Origin of the sequence: Kitasatospora sp. NPDC059088 (assembly GCF_042738155.1) — a bacterium.
Lineage (GTDB): Bacteria > Actinomycetota > Actinomycetes > Streptomycetales > Streptomycetaceae > Kitasatospora.
Genome location: NZ_JBHYGR010000010.1, coordinates 107,866 through 126,971, shown reverse-complemented (window position 1 = coordinate 126,971; position 19,106 = coordinate 107,866). Strand labels below are relative to the sequence as shown.

General features: G+C 74.6%; 17 protein-coding genes. 4 read left to right on the top strand and 13 right to left on the bottom strand.

The features are described from left to right. The first annotated feature begins 329 nt into the window (after window positions 1-329). Complete coding sequence (locus ACFWXO_RS07490) at window positions 330-1,961, top strand: amidohydrolase family protein (RefSeq protein ID WP_380522728.1); 1,632 nt, start codon at window positions 330-332, stop codon at window positions 1,959-1,961. Window positions 1,962-2,008: 47 nt separating this feature from the next. Here ACFWXO_RS07490 and ACFWXO_RS07485 read toward each other — a convergent pair whose 3' ends face one another. From ACFWXO_RS07485 to ACFWXO_RS07470, 4 genes are all read right to left on the bottom strand, one after another. Then, a complete protein-coding gene (locus ACFWXO_RS07485; protein ID WP_375884410.1) occupies window positions 2,009-2,167 on the bottom strand; it encodes a hypothetical protein in 159 nt (52 codons plus the stop codon). Between the two features lie 81 nt (window positions 2,168-2,248). Then, complete coding sequence (locus ACFWXO_RS07480; RefSeq protein ID WP_380522727.1) at window positions 2,249-3,178, bottom strand: LysR family transcriptional regulator; 930 nt, start codon at window positions 3,176-3,178, stop codon at window positions 2,249-2,251. Window positions 3,179-3,227: 49 nt separating this feature from the next. Further along, a complete protein-coding gene (gene lysA / locus ACFWXO_RS07475) occupies window positions 3,228-4,592 on the bottom strand; it encodes a diaminopimelate decarboxylase (RefSeq protein WP_380522726.1) in 1,365 nt (454 codons plus the stop codon). Window positions 4,593-4,715: 123 nt separating this feature from the next. Further along, entirely contained in the window at window positions 4,716-6,782 is a 2,067-nt protein-coding gene (locus tag ACFWXO_RS07470; protein WP_380522725.1) for an MDR family MFS transporter, read from the bottom strand. Window positions 6,783-6,953: 171 nt separating this feature from the next. Between ACFWXO_RS07470 and ACFWXO_RS07465 the strand changes: the two genes are divergently transcribed. Then, on the top strand, window positions 6,954-8,531 hold the full coding sequence (locus tag ACFWXO_RS07465) for an MFS transporter (RefSeq protein WP_380522724.1): 1,578 nt from the start codon (window positions 6,954-6,956) through the stop codon (window positions 8,529-8,531). On the opposite strand, the gene ACFWXO_RS07460 is transcribed toward ACFWXO_RS07465, so the two are convergent. Both ACFWXO_RS07460 and ACFWXO_RS07455 read right to left on the bottom strand, forming a co-directional pair. After that, window positions 8,494-9,327 (bottom strand): ABC transporter permease, encoded by an 834-nt coding sequence (locus ACFWXO_RS07460; protein ID WP_380522723.1) that lies wholly within the window; start codon window positions 9,325-9,327, stop codon window positions 8,494-8,496. The two genes, ACFWXO_RS07465 and ACFWXO_RS07460, sit on opposite strands and share 38 nt — an antisense overlap. A gap of 8 nt (window positions 9,328-9,335) precedes the next feature. Then, window positions 9,336-10,247: an ABC transporter ATP-binding protein gene (locus tag ACFWXO_RS07455; protein WP_380522721.1), complete on the bottom strand. Its 912-nt coding sequence runs from the start codon at window positions 10,245-10,247 to the stop codon at window positions 9,336-9,338. A 125-nt stretch (window positions 10,248-10,372) separates the two neighbouring features. On the opposite strand from ACFWXO_RS07455, the gene ACFWXO_RS07450 reads away from it, so the two are divergent. Then, complete coding sequence (locus ACFWXO_RS07450) at window positions 10,373-11,575, top strand: sensor histidine kinase (protein WP_380522720.1); 1,203 nt, start codon at window positions 10,373-10,375, stop codon at window positions 11,573-11,575. Beyond that, the gene (locus tag ACFWXO_RS07445; RefSeq protein WP_375884428.1) at window positions 11,572-12,234 is read left to right on the top strand and encodes a response regulator; all 663 of its coding nucleotides are present in this window, start codon (window positions 11,572-11,574) and stop codon (window positions 12,232-12,234) included. The genes ACFWXO_RS07450 and ACFWXO_RS07445 overlap by 4 nt, the downstream gene beginning before the upstream one ends. 21 nt (window positions 12,235-12,255) lie before the next feature. On the opposite strand, the gene ACFWXO_RS07440 is transcribed toward ACFWXO_RS07445, so the two are convergent. From ACFWXO_RS07440 to ACFWXO_RS07410, 7 genes are all read right to left on the bottom strand, one after another. Then, window positions 12,256-13,095 (bottom strand): SAM-dependent methyltransferase, encoded by an 840-nt coding sequence (locus ACFWXO_RS07440; RefSeq protein WP_375884430.1) that lies wholly within the window; start codon window positions 13,093-13,095, stop codon window positions 12,256-12,258. 75 nt (window positions 13,096-13,170) lie between these two features. After that, window positions 13,171-13,923, bottom strand: a complete 753-nt coding sequence (locus ACFWXO_RS07435; RefSeq protein WP_380522719.1) for a hypothetical protein — start codon at window positions 13,921-13,923, stop codon at window positions 13,171-13,173. Window positions 13,924-14,093: 170 nt separating this feature from the next. Next, window positions 14,094-15,413, bottom strand: coding sequence for a nitrate/sulfonate/bicarbonate ABC transporter ATP-binding protein (locus ACFWXO_RS07430; RefSeq protein ID WP_380522718.1), 1,320 nt, complete (start codon window positions 15,411-15,413; stop codon window positions 14,094-14,096). Window positions 15,414-15,427: 14 nt separating this feature from the next. After that, window positions 15,428-17,167, bottom strand: a complete 1,740-nt coding sequence (locus ACFWXO_RS07425; RefSeq protein ID WP_380522717.1) for an ABC transporter permease — start codon at window positions 17,165-17,167, stop codon at window positions 15,428-15,430. A gap of 167 nt (window positions 17,168-17,334) precedes the next feature. Beyond that, complete coding sequence (locus tag ACFWXO_RS07420) at window positions 17,335-18,339, bottom strand: DUF1648 domain-containing protein (protein WP_380522716.1); 1,005 nt, start codon at window positions 18,337-18,339, stop codon at window positions 17,335-17,337. Further along, the gene (locus tag ACFWXO_RS07415) at window positions 18,336-18,683 is read right to left on the bottom strand and encodes a GntR family transcriptional regulator (RefSeq protein ID WP_375884444.1); all 348 of its coding nucleotides are present in this window, start codon (window positions 18,681-18,683) and stop codon (window positions 18,336-18,338) included. Before ACFWXO_RS07415 ends, ACFWXO_RS07420 begins: the two co-directional genes overlap by 4 nt. A 61-nt stretch (window positions 18,684-18,744) precedes the next feature. Beyond that, on the bottom strand, window positions 18,745-19,038 hold the full coding sequence (locus ACFWXO_RS07410) for a hypothetical protein (RefSeq protein WP_380522715.1): 294 nt from the start codon (window positions 19,036-19,038) through the stop codon (window positions 18,745-18,747). Window positions 19,039-19,106 lie beyond the last annotated feature (68 nt).

The window sequence follows — 19,106 nt, the reverse complement described above, 5'->3', positions numbered from 1 at the left end:
TTGGGCTCCCTCCTCCGCCTTGCGATGCACGCACCCCAACGCCGCCCCGCCCGCCCTCCGGGCGGACGACGGGAGTTTGAAGACGGACCCTAGGGCGCCGTGGCGTGCCCCTGGCCCGCGCACTGCGCACTGCGCACGGTGCTGGACGCCACCAACGCCTCCCCGGCCCTCTGGCGGGGCGGCTGGAACGGGCGACGGGCCAGCGGTACGAAAGTGGTTGCTGAGGCGCGAATGGCTGCAGCATCTTCCGTTCGACCGGCCCGGCTGTCAGCATCGGCGCACACCGCCACCGCCACCGCCACCGCTCGTGGGGCCCGAGGGAGTCGCCGATGCACCGCTGTGCCCCGTCCGGCCGGATCGACCTGCTGCTGCGCGGCGGCAGCCTGGTGGACGGCACCGGGGCTGCCGCCCGGCGGGCGGACGTGGCGGTCGTCGGCGACCGGGTGGCGGTGCTGGCGCCGGGGGCCGGGGCGGTGGACGCGGCCGAGGTGGTGGACGTCACCGGGCGGGTCGTCACCCCCGGCTTCATCGACGTCCACACCCACTCCGACGCCCTCACCGCCACCTTCGACGGCGCGGACCACGGCACCGAGGAGCTACGGCTGGCCCCGCTGCTCCAGGGCGTGACCACCGAGATCGCCGGGAACTGCGGCAGCAGCCTGTTCCCCGCGCTGCCCGCTCGGCTGCCCGCCCTCGCCGAGCACCTGCGGGTCACCTTCGGCCTCGGGCCGGTGCGCCCGGCCCGGGACTTCGCCGGTTTCGCCGCCGGGCAGCGGCCCGGTCTGCGGCGCACCCACCTGGCCTCGCTGGTCGGCCACGGGACCCTGCGGGCCGGGGTGATGGGCTTCGCGGACCGCCCGCCGACCCCCGGGGAACTGGCCGCGATGTGCGACCTGCTCGACCGCTCGCTCGGCCAGGGCGCCGCCGGGTTCTCCACCGGTCTGATCTACCCGCCCGGGGGCTACGCCGGCACCGAGGAGCTCGTCGCCCTGGCTTCGGTCGCCGCGCGCCACGGCAAGCCGTACGTGACCCACCTGCGGGACGAGATGTCCCAGGTGGAGAAGGCGCTGGAGGAGGCCCTGGAGATCGCCGCGCGCTCCGGCGCCGCGTTGCAGGTCTCCCACCACAAGACCGCCGGCCGGCACGCCTGGGGCGCCACCGTCCGGACCCTGGCCAGGCTGGACCGGGCCCGCGCCGAGGGCGTGGACGTGCTCTGCGACGTCTACCCGTACACCGCGGGCAGCACCGTGCTGTCCGCGATGCTGCCGCCGTGGGTGAGCGAGGGCGGGCCCGCCGCCCTGCTGGCCCGGCTGGGCGGCCCCGAGGTGCGGGAGCGGATCCGGGCGGACCTCGTGCACGGGGTGGAGGGCTGGGAGAACACCGTCGGCAACGGCGGCTGGGACCTGATCTCGGTCGCCGCCGCCCCAGCCCGCCGCTCCGCCGAGGGGCGGCGGATCGCCGAACTGGCGGCCGAGCGCGGCGCGGACCCGGTGGACTACGTCTGCGAACTGCTGCTGGAGGGGCGGGGCGAGGTGACCATCATCAGCCACTCGATGCGCGAGGACGACGTCCGCCGGGTGCTGGCCAGCCCGCTGTCGATGATCGGCTCGGACGGGGTGCCCAAACCCGGCCGCCCGCACCCGCGGTGGGCGGGCAGCTTCGCCCGGGTGCTCGGCCACTACGGGCGGAGCCAGGGGCTGCTGCCGCTGGAGCTCGCGGTGCACAAGATGACCGGACTGCCCGCCGCGCGCTTCCGCCTGGACGGGCGCGGGGTGCTGCGGGACGGCGCGGTGGCGGACCTGGTCGTGCTGGACCCGGCGGCCGTGCTGGACCGGGCGACCTTCGCACGGCCGCTGCTGCCGCCGGAGGGCGTGGAGACGGTGCTGGTGGCCGGGCGGGTCGCGGTGCGCGGGGGGCGGCCGACCGGGGCCCGGGCGGGTGAGGTGCTCCGGGTCCGCTGAGACGTCGTAGCCCGGCGAGCCCGTCCCGCCCGGGGGCCTGCCGTCGGTCAGTGGTGCTCGGAGCGCTCGGCGGTGTGGCCGCCGGCGGTGCTGGCGGGAGCCTCGGCGACGGTGGCGGCGCGGGGCGCGGACTGCTGGCCGTAGGCGGCCGCGAGGGACAGCAGGGCGGCGGCGGTGATCAGGAGGGCGGATATCCGGCGGGTCATCGGAGTCCAATCAGCTGAAATGGATTCTGGCGGCGCAAGCATGACACACCGGCAGCTCCCGGCGCAGGGCGCCGGAGGCGCTCAGCCCGCCCAGCGCCGTTCCAGCAGCGAACCGATCTCCGCTGCGGCGGCGTCGAGTTCGGCGAGGAAGGCGTGCAGCACCGGGTTGCGGTTGGTGGCCCGGGTGGCCACCCCGATCCGGCGGTGCAACCGGGGGTGGTCCAGTCGGCAGACGTGCACCCCGTCGGTGTCATCGGCCAGGCCGAGCGCGGGGATCAGCGCCACGCCCATCCCGGCCCGGGCGAGGTTGACGGTGACCTGGTAGTGGTCGCTGCGGCAGCGCACCCGGGGGCGGAACCCCTCGGCCGCGCAGGCGCGTTCGAGCACCGGCTCGCCGATGCCGCCGCCGTGGGTGCCGATCCAGCTCTCGTCCGCCAGCTCCGCCAGCCGCACCACCGGGCGCCGCCCCAGCCGGTGCCGGGGCGGCAGCACGACCAACTGCGGCTCGGCGAAGAACATCCGCACCCGCACCGCCGCCTCCCGGCACCACGGGTCCAGCGGGTGCTCGAAGACCACGGCCGCGTCCAGCCGGCCCGCCTCCAGGTCGGGCACCAGCTCGTGCGGCTGGCCCGTCACCAGCTCCAGCTCCACCCGCGGGTACCGGGCCGCGAAGCCGGACAGCGCCCGGGGCAGCAGGTCCAGCCCGGCCGAGACGAAGAAGCCGACCCGCAGCACCCCGGCCGTCGCCTCCGCGTGCGCCCGCAGGTCGTCCCGGGCGACGGCCATCAGGTCGGCGATCGCCTGGGCGTGCTCGGCCAGCCGGGCCCCCGCCGCCGTCAGCCGCAGCGACTGCGGCGCCCGCTCCACCAGCGCGACCCCCAGCTCCTGCTCCAGGCGCGCGAGTTGGTGCGAGACGGCGGACGGGCTGAGGTGCAGCGCCTGCGCCGCGGCCACGATGGTGCCGCGGCGGGCGATCTCCAGCAGGACGAGCAGGCGGGCGCTGTTCAGCATCGGCCCAGACTAGGGTCCGTCTCCCGGGCCCTCCCCGGAACCCCGGGGCTCAGGCGCCCCGCTGGGCGTTCGCCGGTTCCGGGGCCGGCCGCGTAGTGCTGCCGTCGCCCGCGACGTCGAGGCGCAGCAGGTCGTACTCGGTCTCCCGGCGCACCACCAGCCGGGCCCGGCCGTCGCGGACGAAGACCACGGCGGGCCGCGGCAGTTTGTTGTAGTTGGAGGCCATCGCGTAGCCGTAGGCGCCGGTGACCGGGGTGGCGAGCAGGTCGCCGACCCGCAGGTCGGCCGGCAGGGCCGCGTCGTCGATGATCACGTCGCCGCTCTCGCAGTGCTTGCCGACCAGCCGGGCCCGGTACGGGCGGTGCGCCTCGGGGCAGCGCGGCAGGAAGGCCTCGTAGCCGGCGCCGTACAGCGCGGGCCGCAGGTTGTCGCTCATGCCGCCGTCCACGCTGACGTACGTCCGTACGTCCGGGATCCGCTTGACGGTGCCGACCCGGTACAGGGTCAGCCCGGCCCGGGCGGCTATCGAGCGGCCCGGCTCCACGCCGACCTCGCCCGTCCAGCCCGCGCCGCGCACCGCCGCGCGCACCCGCGCCGCCCAGACGGCGAAGGACGGGGCGCTCTGCCCGCCCACGTAGGCGACGCCGAGGCCGCCGCCCACGGTCAGTCCGGCGACCGCGCTGTCCACCGCGAAGCGGGCCACCGCGGCGGCCCCGTCGGCCAGTTCGGCCGGGTCGAGGACCTGGGAGCCGACGTGGGCGTGCACGCCCTCCAGCCGGACGGCCGAGGCGGCCGCGGCCCGGCGCACGGCGGCCGCGGCGGCGCCGTCGGCGAGGCCGAAGCCGAACTTGGAGTCGTGGCCGCCGGTGCGGATCGCCTCGTGGGCGCCGGCCGCGACGCCGGGCGCCACCCGCAGCCGGATCCGGGCGGGCGGCAGGCCCTCCACGTGGTGCAGCCGCTCGATCCGCTCCAGTTCGTCGAAGCTGTCCACCACGATGTGGTGCAGTCCGGCGGTCATCGCGGTGCGCAGCTCGCCGTCGTCCTTGTTGTTGCCGTGCAGGACGATGCGGTCCGGCTCCACCCCGGCGTACAGGGCGGTGCGCAGCTCGCCGCCGGAGGCGACGTCCAGCAGCAGGCCCTCGTCGGCGACCAGCCGGGCCATGGCCGTGCAGAGGAAGGCCTTGGAGGCGTAGGCCACGTTGCCCGGGCCGAAGGCGGCCACCGCCTCCCGGCAGCGGCTGCGCAGGTGCTCCTCGTCGTAGACGAAGAGCGGGGTGCCGTGCTGGCGGGCGATCTGCTCCAGCAGGACGCCTCCGACGGCCAGGCCCTCGGGCCGGACCTCGGCGGTGAGCGGCAGCAGGCCCGGCTCGACGGGGGAGTCGGCGGACGGCGGGGCGGGCGGCGCAGCGGACACGGTTCTTCCTCCCGGCAGGCTGATTCGCTGCTCATCCTCGGGCCTGGGGGAGGGGGCGAGAAAGCGCATTCTTCGCGCCCTGAGCCGTACCTTCCTCGATGCTCGCGGGGTGCCGGCGGGCCGTCAGACCTTGGCGCCGTTCTTGCGGCGGGCGGTGGCCGGGAGGCCGTTGGCGAGGTCCTCGGTGAGGAGGCGCCAGGCGATGGCGTCGGCGGCGGTGCGGAGTTGGGGGCTGCGGGGGCGGCCGGCGTCGGCGTCGAGGCGGGCGTTGAGCCAGCCGGACCAGGCGCGGGCGAGGGAGCGGACCTCCTGGGTGCCGGCCTCGGTGTGGGTGAGGCGGTCGCCGTCGCGGGTGAGGTAGCCCTCGGCGGCCATCCGGTCGAAGACCGGTTCGAGGACCTCGGGCGGCAGCTTCTTGCGGGTGGCGATGAGGTCGAGGGAGGCGTGGCCGAGGGCCTTGGTGTGGCCGGCCACCTCCATCAGGGCCCAGGCGCCGGCGAGGTCGACGCGGGTGTCGGCGTCGCCGACGATGGTCCGTACGGTGTCCAGGTCGATGTCGCGCACGATCTTGCAGACGGCGTACTCCAGGTGCGGGTCGGAGTCGCTGGTGGTGGGTTGGGCGAAGCCCTCGCCCATGTCGGTGGAGCCGGCCCGGGTGGTGTCGCGCAGCTGCACCTGCTTGAGGAACAGCGCGACCACGAAGCCGACCACGGCCACCGGGATGGTCCACAGGTACACGGTGTGCAGGGCGTCCGAGTACGACTGGATGATCGGCGCGGCCTGTGCGGCGGGCAGTTTGTGCAGGCCCTGCGGGCTCTCCGCGGCGTGCACCAGGACGGCCGGGTCGGCGCCGGTGAGCCGGGCGGAGGCGGCGACGCCCTCGGCGAGTTCGGTCTTGAGGCCGTTGGCGTAGATGGTGCCGAACACGGCGGTGCCGAAGGAGCTGCCGATGGTGCGGAAGAAGGTCACCCCGGAGGTGGCGGTGCCGAGGTCGGCGTAGTCGACGGTGTTCTGCACGGCGATGGTCAGCACCTGCATGCTCAGCCCGATGCCGACGCCGAGCACGAACATGTAGAGGGAGGCCAGTGCGGTGCCGGTGCCGGGTTCGAGCCGGGACAGCAGGTAGAGGCCGACGGCCATGACCAGGGTGCCGGCGATCGGGAACAGCCGGTACTTGCCGGTCTTGCTGACCACGTTGCCGCTGGCGATCGAGGCGATCAGCAGGCCGATCACCATCGGCAGCATCCGCACGCCGGAGACGGTCGCCGAGTCGCCGTCCACGTACTGGAGGAAGGTCGGCAGGAAGGTCAGCGCGCCGAGCATCGCGAAGCCGACGATGAAGCTGAGCACCGAGCAGACCGCGAACACCGGGTTGCGGAACAGCCGCATCGGCAGCATCGGTTCGACGGCCCGGGTCTCCGTCCAGCAGAACAGTCCGAGTGCGACCGCGCCGCCGACGAACAGGGCGATGATCACCCCGGAGCCCCAGGCGTACTGGTTGCCGCCCCAACTGGTCGCCAGGATCAGGGCGCTGGCGCCGACCGAGACCAGGGCGATGCCCAGGTAGTCGATCACCGGCCGCACCGCCGAGCGCACCGAGGGGATGGTCCGGGCGGCCGCGATCACCACGACGACGGCGATCGGCACGTTCACGTAGAACGCCCAGCGCCAGGACAGGTGGTCGGTGAACAGCCCGCCCAGCAGCGGCCCGATGACGGTGGCCAGGCCGAACACCGCGCCGATCGCGCCCTGGTACTTGCCGCGCTCGCGCAGCGGGATGACGTCCGCGATCAGTGCCATGGCGGTGACCATCAGCCCGCCCGCGCCGATGCCCTGCACGGCCCGCCAGGCGATCAGCAGGGTCATGTTGGTGGACAGGCCGCACAGGAACGAGCCGCCGACGAAGACGATCGCCGAGACCTGGAAGATCAGCTTGCGCCCGTACAGGTCGCCGAACTTGCCCGCCAGCACGGTGGCCACCGTCTCGGCCAGCAGGTAGGAGGTGACCACCCAGGACATGTGGGCGGCGCCGCCGAGGTCCGAGACGATGGTGGGCAGCGCGGTGCCGACGATGGTCTGGTCGAGGGCGGCCAGCAGCATGCCGAGCACGATGGTGGCGAAGACGACGTTCCGCTGCCGTACGTCGAGCACCGGCGGGGCGGAGGGCTGGGTCTCGGTGGCGACAGTCATGCCGCCAGCCTCGGGCGGCTCGGGGCCGGTCGCGATCCGGTTCGTCCGTTCGGGTGAGCAACCCGCGCGCCCGGGGCCGGACGGGGTTCGGGTGGCGGCGGGGTCCGGTGCAGGTGAGGATGAGCCGGAGCAGAGCCGGCACCAGTCCCCGGACACCGGGAAGAGGCTCCCATGACCGCCCCACCCTCCCGCGACGCGGAGCCCCCGCGCCCGCAGCCGCCCGGCGCCTCCGCCGTCGGCGGGCGGGCGGAGGCGCGGCGCTGGCGGGCGCTGACGGTCTGCCTGGTCGCCGGGTTCATGACCCTGCTGGACGTCAGCATCGTGAACGTCGCCCTGCCCACCGTCCGGGCCGGACTGCACATGTCCGACAGCGGCCTGCAGTGGGTGCTCAGCGGCTACGCGCTGGCCTTCGGCCTGGTGCTCGTCCCCGCCGGGCGGCTCGGCGACGCCCGCAGTCGGCGGGCGGTCTTCCTCACCGGGCTCGCCCTGTTCACCGCGGCCAGCGCGCTGGCCGGCGCGGCCCAGGACCAGGAGTGGCTGGTGCTGGCCCGGCTGTTCCAGGGCGCGGCCGGCGGGGTCCTGGTGCCGCAGGTGTCCGGCTTCATCCAGACCCTGTTCCAGGGCGCCGAACGCGGCCGGGCCTTCGGCGCGCTGGGCGCGACGATCGGGCTGTCCACCGCCGTCGGACCGCTGCTGGGCGGGCTGTTGATCCACGCGTTCGGCCCGCAGGACGGCTGGCGCTGGGTGTTCCTGGTCAACCTGCCGATCGGCCTGGTCGCCCTGCCGGTCGCCTACCGGCTGCTGCCGCCGCCCCGCCCGGCCGGCGAGCGGGCCGGGCAGCGGGACTTCGACCCGGTCGGGGTGCTGCTGCTCGGCGCGGGGACGGTCGCCCTGCTGCTGCCCTTCGTCCAGGAGCAGCAGTGGCACAGCCCGGCCCGCTGGCTGCTGCTGCCGCTGGCGGCGGTGCTGCTGACGGCCTTCGTCGGCTGGGAGCGCCACTACGCGCGGGAGCGGCCGGACGGGCGGCGGCGCGAACCGCTGGTCAGCATGGCGCTGTTCGCGGTGCGGCCGTACGCGGCGGGGGTGCTGCTGTCGCTGGTGTACTTCGCCGGGTTCACCGCGATCTTCTTCATCTTCACGCTCTACCTCCAGGCCGGGCACCACTACTCGGCCCTGACGGCCGGTCTGGCGATCACCCCCTTCGCGGTCGGTTCGGGCGTGGCGGCCGCGGTGGGCGGGCGGCTGGTGAGCCGGTACGGACGCCGGCTGGTGGTGGCGGGGCTGCTGCTGGTGCTGGGCGGCCTGCTGGCCTCGGCCTTGGCGGTGCAGCTGTGGGACGGGCCGCTGGTGGGCTGGACGACGCTCGGCCCACTGCTGGTGGCCGGTGCGGGGAGCGGCCTGGTGATCGCCCCGAACCAGACCCTCACCCTCCAGCACGTCCCGCTGACCCGGGCGGGCAGCGCCGGCGGTGTGCTGCAGACCGCCCAGCGGGTCGGCTCGGCGGTCGGCATCGCGGTCGTCGGCTCGGTCTTCTTCGCCCACGCCGGGGGACGCCGCCCGGACTGGGCGCTGGCCTTCCAACTGGGCGTCACGGTCGCGGCCGGGCTGGTCCTGGCGGCGCTGCTGGTCGCCCTCGCCGAGGAGTGGGCGAGCCGGCGGGAGAGCGCAGGGCCCGTCAGTGGTGACGGCTCCGCCAGTGGTCGCGGCCCCGTCAGTGGTCGCGGCGCCGGATCACCGCCACCGCGATGAGCACCGAGGCCAGCGCCCACACCGCGTAGCTGGTCCAGGAGCCGGCCACGGTGGCCGGGTAGTCGGTCGGGCGCATCCCGGCCAGGGTGGTGCGGGCGAGGCGCTGCCAGGCCGGGAAGGGCAGGGCGTGCAGGAGGTCGGCGCTCCACCGGTAGCGCTCGGTGACGACGGAGGGCAGGAAGAACAGCACCGCGATGGTGCCCACCGCCGCGCCCGCGCTGTGCCGGATCAGGGTGCCGAGGCAGAGCCCGACCAGTCCGCAGACCGGGGCGAACAGCGCGGCCGCCGCCACGTACCGGAAGGCGGTCGGGTCGCCGATCGACTGCCCGATGCCCCGGTCGGCCAGGATCGCCTGGGTGAGGGCGAAGGACAGACCCGCGGTGAGCACGCCGAAGCCGAGCAGAACGGCCGTCAGCACGCCCGCCTTGGCGAGCAGGACGGCCCGGCGGTCGGGGACGGCGGCCAGCGTGGTGCGGATCAGGCCGGTCGCGTACTCGCCCGCGATGACGATCGCGCCGAGGCCGCCGGCGAGCAGCATCACGACGTCGGCGGAGCCGGTGATGAAGGAGACGTTCAGGGCTTCCTGCTTCATCACCGCCGGGTCGCCGTCGCCGGGCGTGTAGTGGTCGTGGGTGTACTGGGCGGACTTGAGGTTGGCGGCGAGGATGAGCAGCGCGCCGACCGCGAGCACCCAGGGGATCGAGCGCAGTGACCAGAACTTGAGCCACTCGGCAGCGAGCAGGTCGCCGAAACGGGCGCGGCGTACGGGGGTCGAGGAGCGCAGGGGGGTGCTCATGGGGGCGTTCATCGGTTCTCTCCGGCGAGGTACTCGACGCTGTCGGCGGTCAGTTCCATGAAGGCCTCCTCCAGGGAGGCGCCGCGTTCGGTCAGGCCGTACAGCAGCAGGCCTTGCTCCAGGGCGAGTTCACCGATCCGTTCGACGCCCAGCCCGGTCACGTCGAGGCTGCCGTCCGGCTCGGGGCGGACGGTGGCGCCGGCGGCCCGCAGCAGGGCCGCCAGCCGCTCGGGTTCCGCGGCGCGGACACGGACGGTGGCGCGGCCGGCCCGGGCGGCGAACGCGCCGAGGCTCTCGTCGGCGATCAGCCGGCCGCGGCCGATCACCACCAGCCGGTCGGCGGTGTGCTCCATCTCGGCCATCATGTGGCTGGAGACGAAGACGGTGCGGCCCTCGTCCGCGAGGCGGCGGAACAGGCCGCGCACCCAGAGCACGCCCTCGGGGTCGAGGCCGTTCAGCGGCTCGTCGAAGAGCAGTACGGGCGGGTCGCCGAGCAGGGCCCCGGCGATGCCCAGGCGCTGCTTCATGCCCAGTGAGTAGCCGCCGATCCGGCGCCCGGCGGCGTCGGCGAGGCCGACCTCGGCGAGCACCTCGTCCACCCGGCGGCGCGGGATCGCGTTGCTGCGGGCGAGGGCCCGCAGGTGGGCGCCGCCGGTGCGGCCGCCGTGCACGTCGCCGGCGTCGAGCAGGGCGCCGACCTCGCGCAGGCCGCGCGGCAGGCCGCGGAAGTCCCGGCCGCCCACGGTGGCGGTGCCGGAGGTGGGGGCGTTCAGGCCCAGCACCATCCGCAGGGTGGTGGACTTGCCGGCGCCGTTGGGGCCGAGGAAGCCGGTGACGTGGCCGGGGCACACGGTGAAGGTCAACTGGTCGACGGCCGTGCGGCGGCCGTAGCGCTTGGTCAGCTCGGTGACTTCGATCATGGCCACCACGATGCCGGGGGAGCCCCCGCGGCCGCATCGGACCGGCGTCGACACCGCAGGTCGGCCCCGGTCGTACAACCAGGGCTGGATGACGGCGCCCGCACCCGTCGTTACGATCTTGGGCCATGCCCACCACACCGACGCCCCCGCTGCTGCGGCGCGTCCCGCCCGAGGCCTGGGTCGCCCTCGCCTGGTGCGTGGCCGCCGCCTACCCCGCCGTGCTGCTCGGCGGCACCGCCCGGCTGCATCGGGGCGCCGCCCTGCACGGCGGCCTGGCCTTCACCCTGGGCGACACGGCGGTGGCCTTCCTCGGCGCGGCGCTGGTGCGTCGGCTGCCGGTGCTCTCGGTCGCCCTGCTGCTGTTCGCCACCTGGATGGAGACCGACGGCTTCTCGGCCCAGGTCCAGGTCTCCCCGGCCGCACTGCTGGCGGTGTACGTCGCGCTGTTCCTGATCACCGCCCGCTGCCCGCGCCGCAGTTCGCGCGCCGCCTTCGCACTGGCGGCGGTCTTCCTGGTGCTGCACATGGGCCTGGTCCACGGCAACACCGTCGGCATCTTCACCGGCACCCACATCGGCGAGGCGGACGGCGCCGCGCTGCTCGCCCTGGTCGCCTGGCTGGCCGGGCGCTCGGTGCGGCAGAACCGGGAGCACGCCGAGACCCTGAGCAGCCGGGTGGCCGCCGAGGCGGTGACCGCCGAACGGCTGCGGATCGCCCGGGAGATGCACGACACCGTCGCGCACAGCATGGGCATCGTGGCCCTCCAGGCCGGTGCGGCCCGCCGGGTGATCGACCGCCGGCCGGAGCGGGCCAAGCAGGCCCTGGGCGAGATCGAGGCGGCCGGCCGGGAGACCCTCGCCGCGCTGCGCCGGATGCTGGTCGCGCTGCGCCAGGCCGACGGCGAGGTGTCCGACACCGTCCCGGCGGGCCTGGCCGACCTCGACCGGCTGGCCGCGGCCACCACCGCGGCCGGGGTGCGGGTGGAGGTGCGGCGCACGGGCGAACCGGGGCCGCTGCCACCGGAGATCGACCTCTCGGCGTTCCGGATCATCCAGGAGTCGGTGACCAACGTGGTGCGGCACGCGCGGGCCGCCGAGTGCCTGGTGACCGTCGACCGCAGCCGGGCCGAGGAGCTCCGGGTGGAGGTCACCGACCGGGGGCGGGGCCGGGGCCACGGCGACGCGCCCGGCAGCGGCTTCGGCCTGGCCGGGCTGCGCGAGCGGGTCGCCCTGCTGCACGGCGAGTTCGAGGCCGGGCCGCGCCCGGACGGCGGCTTCCGGGTCGCCGCCCGGCTGCCGGTCCCGCTCCCCGAGGGGGTGACCGCGTGATCCGGGTGGTGCTGGCCGACGACCAGCCGCTGGTGCGGGCCGCGTTGGAGATGGTGATCACCGAGACGACGGACGTCGAGGTGGTCGGCGAGGCGGGCGACGGCGCCGAGGCCGTCCGGCTGGCCGCCGAACTGCGGCCGGACGTCGTGGTGATGGACATCCGCATGCCGGGCACCGACGGCATCGAGGCGACCCGGCGGGTGACCGCGGCGGGCGGGCCGACGAAGGTGGTGGTGCTGACCACCTTCGACGAGGACGAGCACGTGTACGCGGCGCTGCGCGCCGGGGCCTCCGGCTTCCTGGTCAAGGACATGGCGCTGGACGACATCCTCGCCGCGGTGCGGGTGGTGGCCGCGGGGGAGGCGCTGATCGCCCCGAGCGTCACCCGGCGGCTGATCGGGGCGTTCGCGGCCCAGCAGCCGAAGCCCGCACCGGCCGCCGCCGCGCGGCGGCTGGAGGCGATCACCGAGCGGGAGCGGGAGATCCTCACCCTGGTCGGCCGGGGCCTGTCCAACACCGAGATCGCCGCCGAACTGGTGCTCAGCATCGCCACGGTGAAGACCTACATGACCCGGCTGCTCGCCAAGCTGGACGCCCGCGACCGGGTCCACCTGGTCATCCTGGCCTACGAGGCGGGCCTGGTCACCGTCCCCGGCTGACCGGACCCGCCCTTCCGGGGCTCAGTCCTTGACCGCCACGCCCGCGTACATCGCGATGTCCCGGTCGCGGACCGCCGGGGCGTGCGGGTCCGGCCGCCAGTGGTGGACCAGGGTGACGCCCGGGTCGAGCAGCCGGTAGCCGTCGAAGAAGGCCTCGGTCTCGGCCCGGTCGCGGATCTGCAGCGGGATGCCCCGGGCGTTGTACTCCCGGCCGACCCCGCCCACCCCGACCGGGTCGGTGTCGCCGGTGAACACGGTGAGGGCGAGGAAGCTGCCGGGCGCCAGCGCGTCCATGAACCGGCGGACGATGCCCTGCGGGTCGTCCTCGTCCAGCACGAAGTGGACGATGGCGATCAGCGAGAGCGCCACCGGCTGCGAGAGGTCGAGCACCTCGCGCAGCCGGGGGTCCTCGATGATCGACTCCGGGTTCCGGAAGTCGGCGTCCACGTAACAGGTGCGCCCCTGGGGCGTGCTGTCCATCAGGGCGCGCGCGTGGGTCAGCACGATCGGGTCGTTGTCGACGTAGCCGACCCGGGCCTCGGGGGCGATCGCCTGGGCGATCTCGTGCACGTTGGGCGAGGTGGGGATGCCGGTGCCGATGTCCAGGAACTGCCGCACCCCGTACTGCTCGGTGAGGTGGCGCACCGAGCGCTGCATGAAGGCGCGGGTGGTCCGCATGGACGTCGGCAGCGCCGGCCAGGCCTGGACGGAGGCGTGCGCGGCGGCCCGGTCCGCCTCGAAGTTGGTCTTCCCGCCGATGAGGTAGTCGTAGACCCGCGCGGAGTGCGGCACGTCCATCCGCAGGTCGATCGAGGGGTAGTGCTCGTCCGTCACGCTCTCGCTCCCCGTTGCTTCGGGCATCCGTCACCGGGCGCCAGGGCGGCCGGTCTTGGTGCGCATGGTAACGGTTCGCCGGTGTGACGGTATGACGAGGGCTCAGGCCAGGGGCGCCTCCGGACTGCGCGCCTCCAGCCCCACCGCCTGCCGGGGCAGCGCCCCCGCCCGGCCGTCCCGCCCGGCCGCCAGCTCCACCGCCGCACCGATCCAGGCCGCACCGAACGCCCAGGTCGCCACCCACTCGCACAGGTAGACCGGCCGCACCGCCCAGTCGGAGCCGAACCCGGACAGCCCCGTCACCACCGCCGCCAGTAGGGCGACCAGGATCAGCACCCCCGCCGCCAGGTACGCCGTCGCCACCCGGGCGGGCTGCGCCGAGCGCGGATTGCGGAAGGAGTACAGGCAGAACAGCGCCAGCATCACGAACAGCAGCCCGGCGAAGGCCAGATGGAACACCCCGACCGTGCGCTGCAACCCGGTCGGGTCCGACGGCGCGGTCGGACACAGCGCGACGCCGAGCGCGAACACCCCGGCGGCCGTGCTCCACCGGTCGTCCCGCCGGTCCAGCCGGTAGCAGATCAGGAACACCCCGAGCGCGCACAGGGCGCCCACGAAGACGTTCCGGGTGCCGCCGTAGTAGGCGGCGCTCATCGACGCGGGCCAGAAGCCGTCCGTGGCCCGCCCGGTGAGCTCGTCCGCCAGCCAGTTGCCCAGGGGCAGGGCCGGTGGCAGCAGCACGCCGATCGCGCCGACGCCGAAGCGCAGGAAGGTGATGGTCCGTTCGTCCTGGACGGTCTGTTGTCGGGACTCGGGGGATGCGACGGTGTTCGCGGCACTCCGGTCGTCGGTCACGGATGCCTCCTCGCTGGTGAGCGCGATGGTTGGCCGTCAACTGGTGTACCCGCAACCGGAGATCGACCCACCACCGAATCGGGTGGTTTGGCGGTTCTCCACCACGCGGCGTCAGTCCACCAGGAGGCCTCGGCCGAAAGCGCCGCCTCGGCCGACAGCGCCGCCTCGGTCTACAGCGCCGCCTCGGCGCCGGGTTCGAGGCGGAACTCGGCGTCGTCCGCGTCGTAGTCGTAGAGCTCGCCGTAGCGGCCCCAGTCGATGGCGGTCTCCAACTGGCGCCGGGCGTCCGCGGTGTCGTAGCCGGACCGCAGCAGGTCGAGGAAGAGGTCCTCGCGGAGCTTGTGGTCCCGGGTGGCGGCCAGGGACTGGACGACGGCCCGCACCAGCGGGGCCCGGCGGGCGGCCTGGCGGGCGAACAGCTGCTTCCTGGTGAGGATGTCGGCGGCGGCGAACTCGCGGCCGGCGGCCGTGATGGCGAAGCGGCCGTCGGTGGTGCCGGCGAGGTCGAGCAGGACGGCGGCGTCGACCAGCGGGAGCAGGTCGTCGACCTCGAAGTTGAGCTCGTCGGCGATCTCGGCCAGGCCCTCCTCGCCGCCCATGGCCAGCAGGATCTCCAACAGGCCGGCCAGCCCGCCGACGGTGGCGGGCGGCAGCGGGGTGGTGATCGGGGTGACGGCCGGTCGGGCGGCGGGTTCGGTGGCGGGCTGCTCCTCGCGGCCGGTGAGGATGCCGTAGACGGTGTCGACCAGGGCCTCGAACTGGGGGGTGCGGCGGTCGCGCGGGCGGGGCAGGTCGACGGTCAGCTCGGAGCGGATCCGGCCGGGGTTGGAGGACAGCACGAGGATCCGGTCGGCCAGCAGCACCGCCTCCTCGATGTTGTGGGTGACGATCAGGATGGACTTGACCGGGGCCCCGCGGCCCTCCCACAGGCCGACCAGTTCGTTGCGCAGGTTCTCGGCGGTCAGCACGTCCAGGGCGGAGAACGGCTCGTCCATGAACAGCGCGTCCGGTTCGACCACCAGGGCCCGGGCGAAGCCGACCCGCTGGCGCATCCCGCCGGACAGCTCCTTGGGGTAGGCGCCCTCGAAGCCGTCCAGGCCGATCAGGTCGATCGCCCGCAGCGCCCGCTCGCGCCGCTCCTCCTCGCCCACCCCGCTTGCCTGGAGGCTGAGTTCGACGTTCTGCTGGACGGTCAGCCAGGGCAGTAGGGCGAAGGACTGGAACACCATGGCCACCCCCGGGCTGGCGGCCCGCAGCGGGGTGCCCCGGTAGGTGACCGTCCCGGAGGAGGGCGCGATCAGCCCCGCCAGGCAGCGCAGCAGGGTCGACTTGCCGGAGCCGGACTTGCCGAGCAGGGCGACGATCTCGCCCTCGGCCAGGTGCAGGCCGATGTCGTCCAGCACCGGCAGGGCCCGTCCGTCCGGGGTGGTGAAGGTCTTGGTGACGGCGGAGGCCTCGACGATCGTGGCGCGGGCGGGGGCGGCGGTCATCGTGCGGAGTCTCCTCAGAGGGCGTAGCGGGTCTCGGAGAGCCGGTAGAGCCGGCGCCACAGCAGCCGGTTGAGCGCGACGACGTAGCAGCTCATCACGCTCACCCCGACCAGGATCCTGGGGAAGTCGCCGGTGCCGGTGGCGTCGGCGATGTACGAGCCGAGCCCGGTGGCGGTCAGGTGGTGCGCGCCGTAGTCGACCACCTCGGCGACGATCGAGGCGTTCCAGGCGCCGCCGGCCGCGGTGATGCCGCCGGTGACGTAGTACGGGAAGACCGCCGGCAGGACGAAGGCCCGCCAGCGCAGCCCGCCCCGGACCTGGAAGCCGGTCATCGCCTCGCGCAGGTCGCTGGGGATCGCGGAGGCCCCGGCGATCACGTTGAACAGGATGTACCACTGGGCGCCGAGCGCCATCAGCAGCACCGAGCCGAGGTTCAGCGAGATGCCGAGGGCGACGAACGCGGCGGTGGCGAAGGGGAACAGGAAGTTCGCCGGGAAGCTGGCCAGCACCTGCACCACCGGCTGGGCGAAGCGGGTGACCTTCGGGTTCATGCCGATCCACACCCCGACCGGCACCCAGACGCCGGTGGCCGCCACGAGCAGCACCAGCACCCGTCCGAAGGTGGCCGCGCCGAGCGCGAAGGCGTGGCCGAACTCGCCCAGGCCGACGGTGGTGCGGACGTAGTCGAAGGCCTTCCAGGCGCCGAGGACCACCACGGCGGCCACCGCCCCGGCGAAGAACACGTCCCCGGTGCGCTCCCGGGAGGCGGGCCGGGCGAGCGGGTGCTCGGCGAGGCCGAACACCCGGGTGGCCCGGTCCAGCGCGAGCCCGACCGGCCGCAGCGGGCGGGCGGCCAGCTCCGGCAGGCTGGAGCGGCGCAGCAGGTCCAGGACGAGGCTGCGCGGCCGGTCGGCGGCCTCCGACTCCTCCACCCGGAAGCGTTCGGACCAGGCCGTCATCGGCCGCCAGAACAGCACGTTGACGCCGATCACCATTACGACCATCACGCCGATCGCGATGCCGACCTGGCCCAGGTCGCCGTTGCCGATGGCGGTGGCCGCGTAGGAGCCGATGCCGGGCAGCGCGTAGCGGTGGTTGAGCACGCTGATCGACTCGGAGGCGGCCAGGAAGAACCAGGCCCCGCCGAAGCTCATCATCCCGTTCCAGACCAGCGGGATCATGCCGCTGGGCACGTCCAGGCGCCAGAACCGCTGCCACTTGGTCAGCCGCATCACCCGGGCCGCCTCGTCCAGTTCGCCCGGCTGGCTGACCAGGGAGTAGTAGAACGCGAAGGTCATGTTCCAGGCCATCGAGGTGAAGATGGCGAAGACCGACGCGCATTCGAGGCCGAGGGTGGAGCCGGGGAAGAGGTTGATGAAGGCGGTGACGGTGATCGACAGGAAGCCGAGGATCGGCACCGACTGGAGGATGTCGAGGACCGGCAGCAGCACCTTCTCGGCCCGCCGCATCCGGGCCGCGGCGGTCGCGTAGACGAAGGTGAACAGCACCGAGGCGATCAGGGCGACGAACATCCGCAGCAGCGAGCGCACCGCGTAGAAGGGCAGCCGGGAGGGGTCGGTGGAGACGGTGGCGGGGGCCTGGTCGGGCAGGAACGGGGCGTCGAGCGAGGGGGCGAGCCGCAGCAGCCCGTACAGCCCGGCCACCAGGGCGGCGGCGACCAGGACGTCCACCCAGCGCAGTCCGGGGCGGCGCCACACGCCGCGGGAGGGGAAACCGCCGTCGCCGCCGGTCACCCCTACCACCGTCCGTCCGCTCGTCCGCCCTGCCGGGGCCGACCGCGCCGGTCCGACCGCGCACCAGCCTCGCGGCAGACGGACCGGCCCGCCACCGGAGCGCTGCTCAGGGGTGGCGGGCCGGGCGCGGGTCGGGCGCGGGGCTCAGCGGGCCGCGTCGGGCGGGGTCAGCCGGTCGGGGCGCCGGCCCGTTCGACGAGTGCGTTGAGCAGGGCCGCGCCGCGCTCGGCGTCGTCGACGCTGATCACGAAGTCCGTCCCGCGCCTGGTGCGGACCACCAGGCACTCGCCGGAGCGCAGGAAGACGCTGGTGCCCCCGCGGAAGACCCGGAAGCCCCAGCCGCCGGCCTGACGGGCGTTGAGCCGGCCGACCCGGGCGGAGGCGATCTCCTCCGGGGCGATGTGCCGGGCGGGCAGGCCGAACGGGCCGAAGCCGACGTGCAGGCCGTCGTCGCCCACCCGGACCCGGACCGAGGAGCAGAGCAGCAGGGCGAGGGCGCCGAGGCCGAAGAGGACCACCGACGCCCAGTCCACGGACTCGGTGCGCCCGGCCGCGGCGAGCAGCAGGCCCGCCGCCGTGAGCAGGCCCATCAGGGCGGCGACCACCTGCATCCAGTGGTTGGAGGCCCGGGACAGCCACACCAGCCGCTCACCGGCCCGGAGTTCCAGCACCGGGGCGCCGGGCCGGGCGGGCCCGTCGGCGGCCGGCCGGGTCGCCAGCCAGGCCAGCACGCCCGCCAGGCCCGCCGCGAGAGCGATCAGGAGCACCTCGATGCCCATCGGCGCGGCGTCCTGCCAGCGGGCCCGGTCCAGGTTGGCGCGCACGACGGAGGCCTGCGCCCCGCTCAGCAGCACCCCGGTGGCGGCCAGCACCGGAGCGGCGGCGCCGCGGGCGGGGCCGGGCCGGAAGCGCAGCGCGGTGGCCAGACCGGCCGCGACCAGCAGCCAGACGACGGCCGGGAACAGTGCCGCGGCCGTCAGCGGCATCGAGCCGTCCGGCCGGCTGCCGCTCCAGTGCGTGGCCACCTGCTCCGGCAGCCGGTCCCGGGCGGTCAGCGGCAGTGCCACCAGCAGAGCCGTCACGCCGAGGATCCAGACCCCGGCCCCCCACAGCGCCGTCCGGCGCACCGGCCGGTCCGGGGCGGGTTCCCCGGCGGCTGCTTCGTCCTTCACGACATCCCCCTGATCAGATCCACGAGATCGTTCCTGCTGTAGCCGGCCTCGGCCGCGTCCGCGACCAACTGCCGTACCCGCTCGACCAGTTCGCTACGGGTGTCGGCATCGGTGGCGACCGTGATGCCCCGGCCCCGGCGGAACTCCAGCACCCCCTCGTCGCGCAGGGCGCGCAGCCCGCGCAGCACGGTGTTGGTGTTCACGCCGAGGGCCCGGGACAGCTCCCGGGCGGGCGGCAGCTTGTCGCCGGGGGCGCACTCGCCCTCCGCGACGGCCCGTCTGATCGCGCCCGCCACCTGCTCGTGCAGGGGGCGGGCGTCGCCAAGGTCCAGCTTCAGCAACATGGTGCTAGTGACGATAGCACCATTCGGTCATGGTGCCACCGGCCGCGCAGGGACGGACGGTTCAGGGGACGTAGAGGCTCTGCGCGCCGGTGACCCGGGTGTCGTCGCCGGCCGCGACGGTGTCGAGGACCTCCCCGCCGCAGTCCGCGCCGGAGTGGATCTCCACCGCCCGGTCGGTGAGGTTGTCGATGATGCTGCCGCCCTCGTCCAAGGCGTAGCAGCCGGAGGGATCGGTCTGGGTGGTGCCGTTGATGGCCAGGTCCCCGGTGGCGGCGGCGGCCGGAACGGCGGTCAGGGCCAGGGCGGCGGCGGTCATCAGCGGGAGGCCGAGAGCGGCGCGAAGAGTGATTTTCATGCCGGATGCATAACCGTTCGAGCGGCGCGCCTCGCCGGGAAGGGCCGGGTTGCCCCCGGAGGGCGCAC

What these genes read in the sequence shown, in the direction of transcription:
- ACFWXO_RS07490 (WP_380522728.1), top strand. Translation starts at nt 330, where the DNA reads ATGCACCGCTGTGCCCCGTCCGGCCGGATCGACCTGCTGCTGCGCGGC.
- ACFWXO_RS07485 (WP_375884410.1), bottom strand. Translation starts at nt 2,167, where the DNA reads ATGACCCGCCGGATATCCGCCCTCCTGATCACCGCCGCCGCCCTGCTG.
- ACFWXO_RS07480 (WP_380522727.1), bottom strand. Translation starts at nt 3,178, where the DNA reads ATGCTGAACAGCGCCCGCCTGCTCGTCCTGCTGGAGATCGCCCGCCGC.
- ACFWXO_RS07470 (WP_380522725.1), bottom strand. Translation starts at nt 6,782, where the DNA reads ATGACTGTCGCCACCGAGACCCAGCCCTCCGCCCCGCCGGTGCTCGAC.
- ACFWXO_RS07465 (WP_380522724.1), top strand. Translation starts at nt 6,954, where the DNA reads ATGACCGCCCCACCCTCCCGCGACGCGGAGCCCCCGCGCCCGCAGCCG.
- ACFWXO_RS07460 (WP_380522723.1), bottom strand. Translation starts at nt 9,327, where the DNA reads ATGAGCACCCCCCTGCGCTCCTCGACCCCCGTACGCCGCGCCCGTTTC.
- ACFWXO_RS07455 (WP_380522721.1), bottom strand. Translation starts at nt 10,247, where the DNA reads ATGATCGAAGTCACCGAGCTGACCAAGCGCTACGGCCGCCGCACGGCC.
- ACFWXO_RS07450 (WP_380522720.1), top strand. Translation starts at nt 10,373, where the DNA reads ATGCCCACCACACCGACGCCCCCGCTGCTGCGGCGCGTCCCGCCCGAG.
- ACFWXO_RS07440 (WP_375884430.1), bottom strand. Translation starts at nt 13,095, where the DNA reads ATGCCCGAAGCAACGGGGAGCGAGAGCGTGACGGACGAGCACTACCCC.
- ACFWXO_RS07430 (WP_380522718.1), bottom strand. Translation starts at nt 15,413, where the DNA reads ATGACCGCCGCCCCCGCCCGCGCCACGATCGTCGAGGCCTCCGCCGTC.
- ACFWXO_RS07415 (WP_375884444.1), bottom strand. Translation starts at nt 18,683, where the DNA reads ATGTTGCTGAAGCTGGACCTTGGCGACGCCCGCCCCCTGCACGAGCAG.
- ACFWXO_RS07410 (WP_380522715.1), bottom strand. Translation starts at nt 19,038, where the DNA reads ATGAAAATCACTCTTCGCGCCGCTCTCGGCCTCCCGCTGATGACCGCC.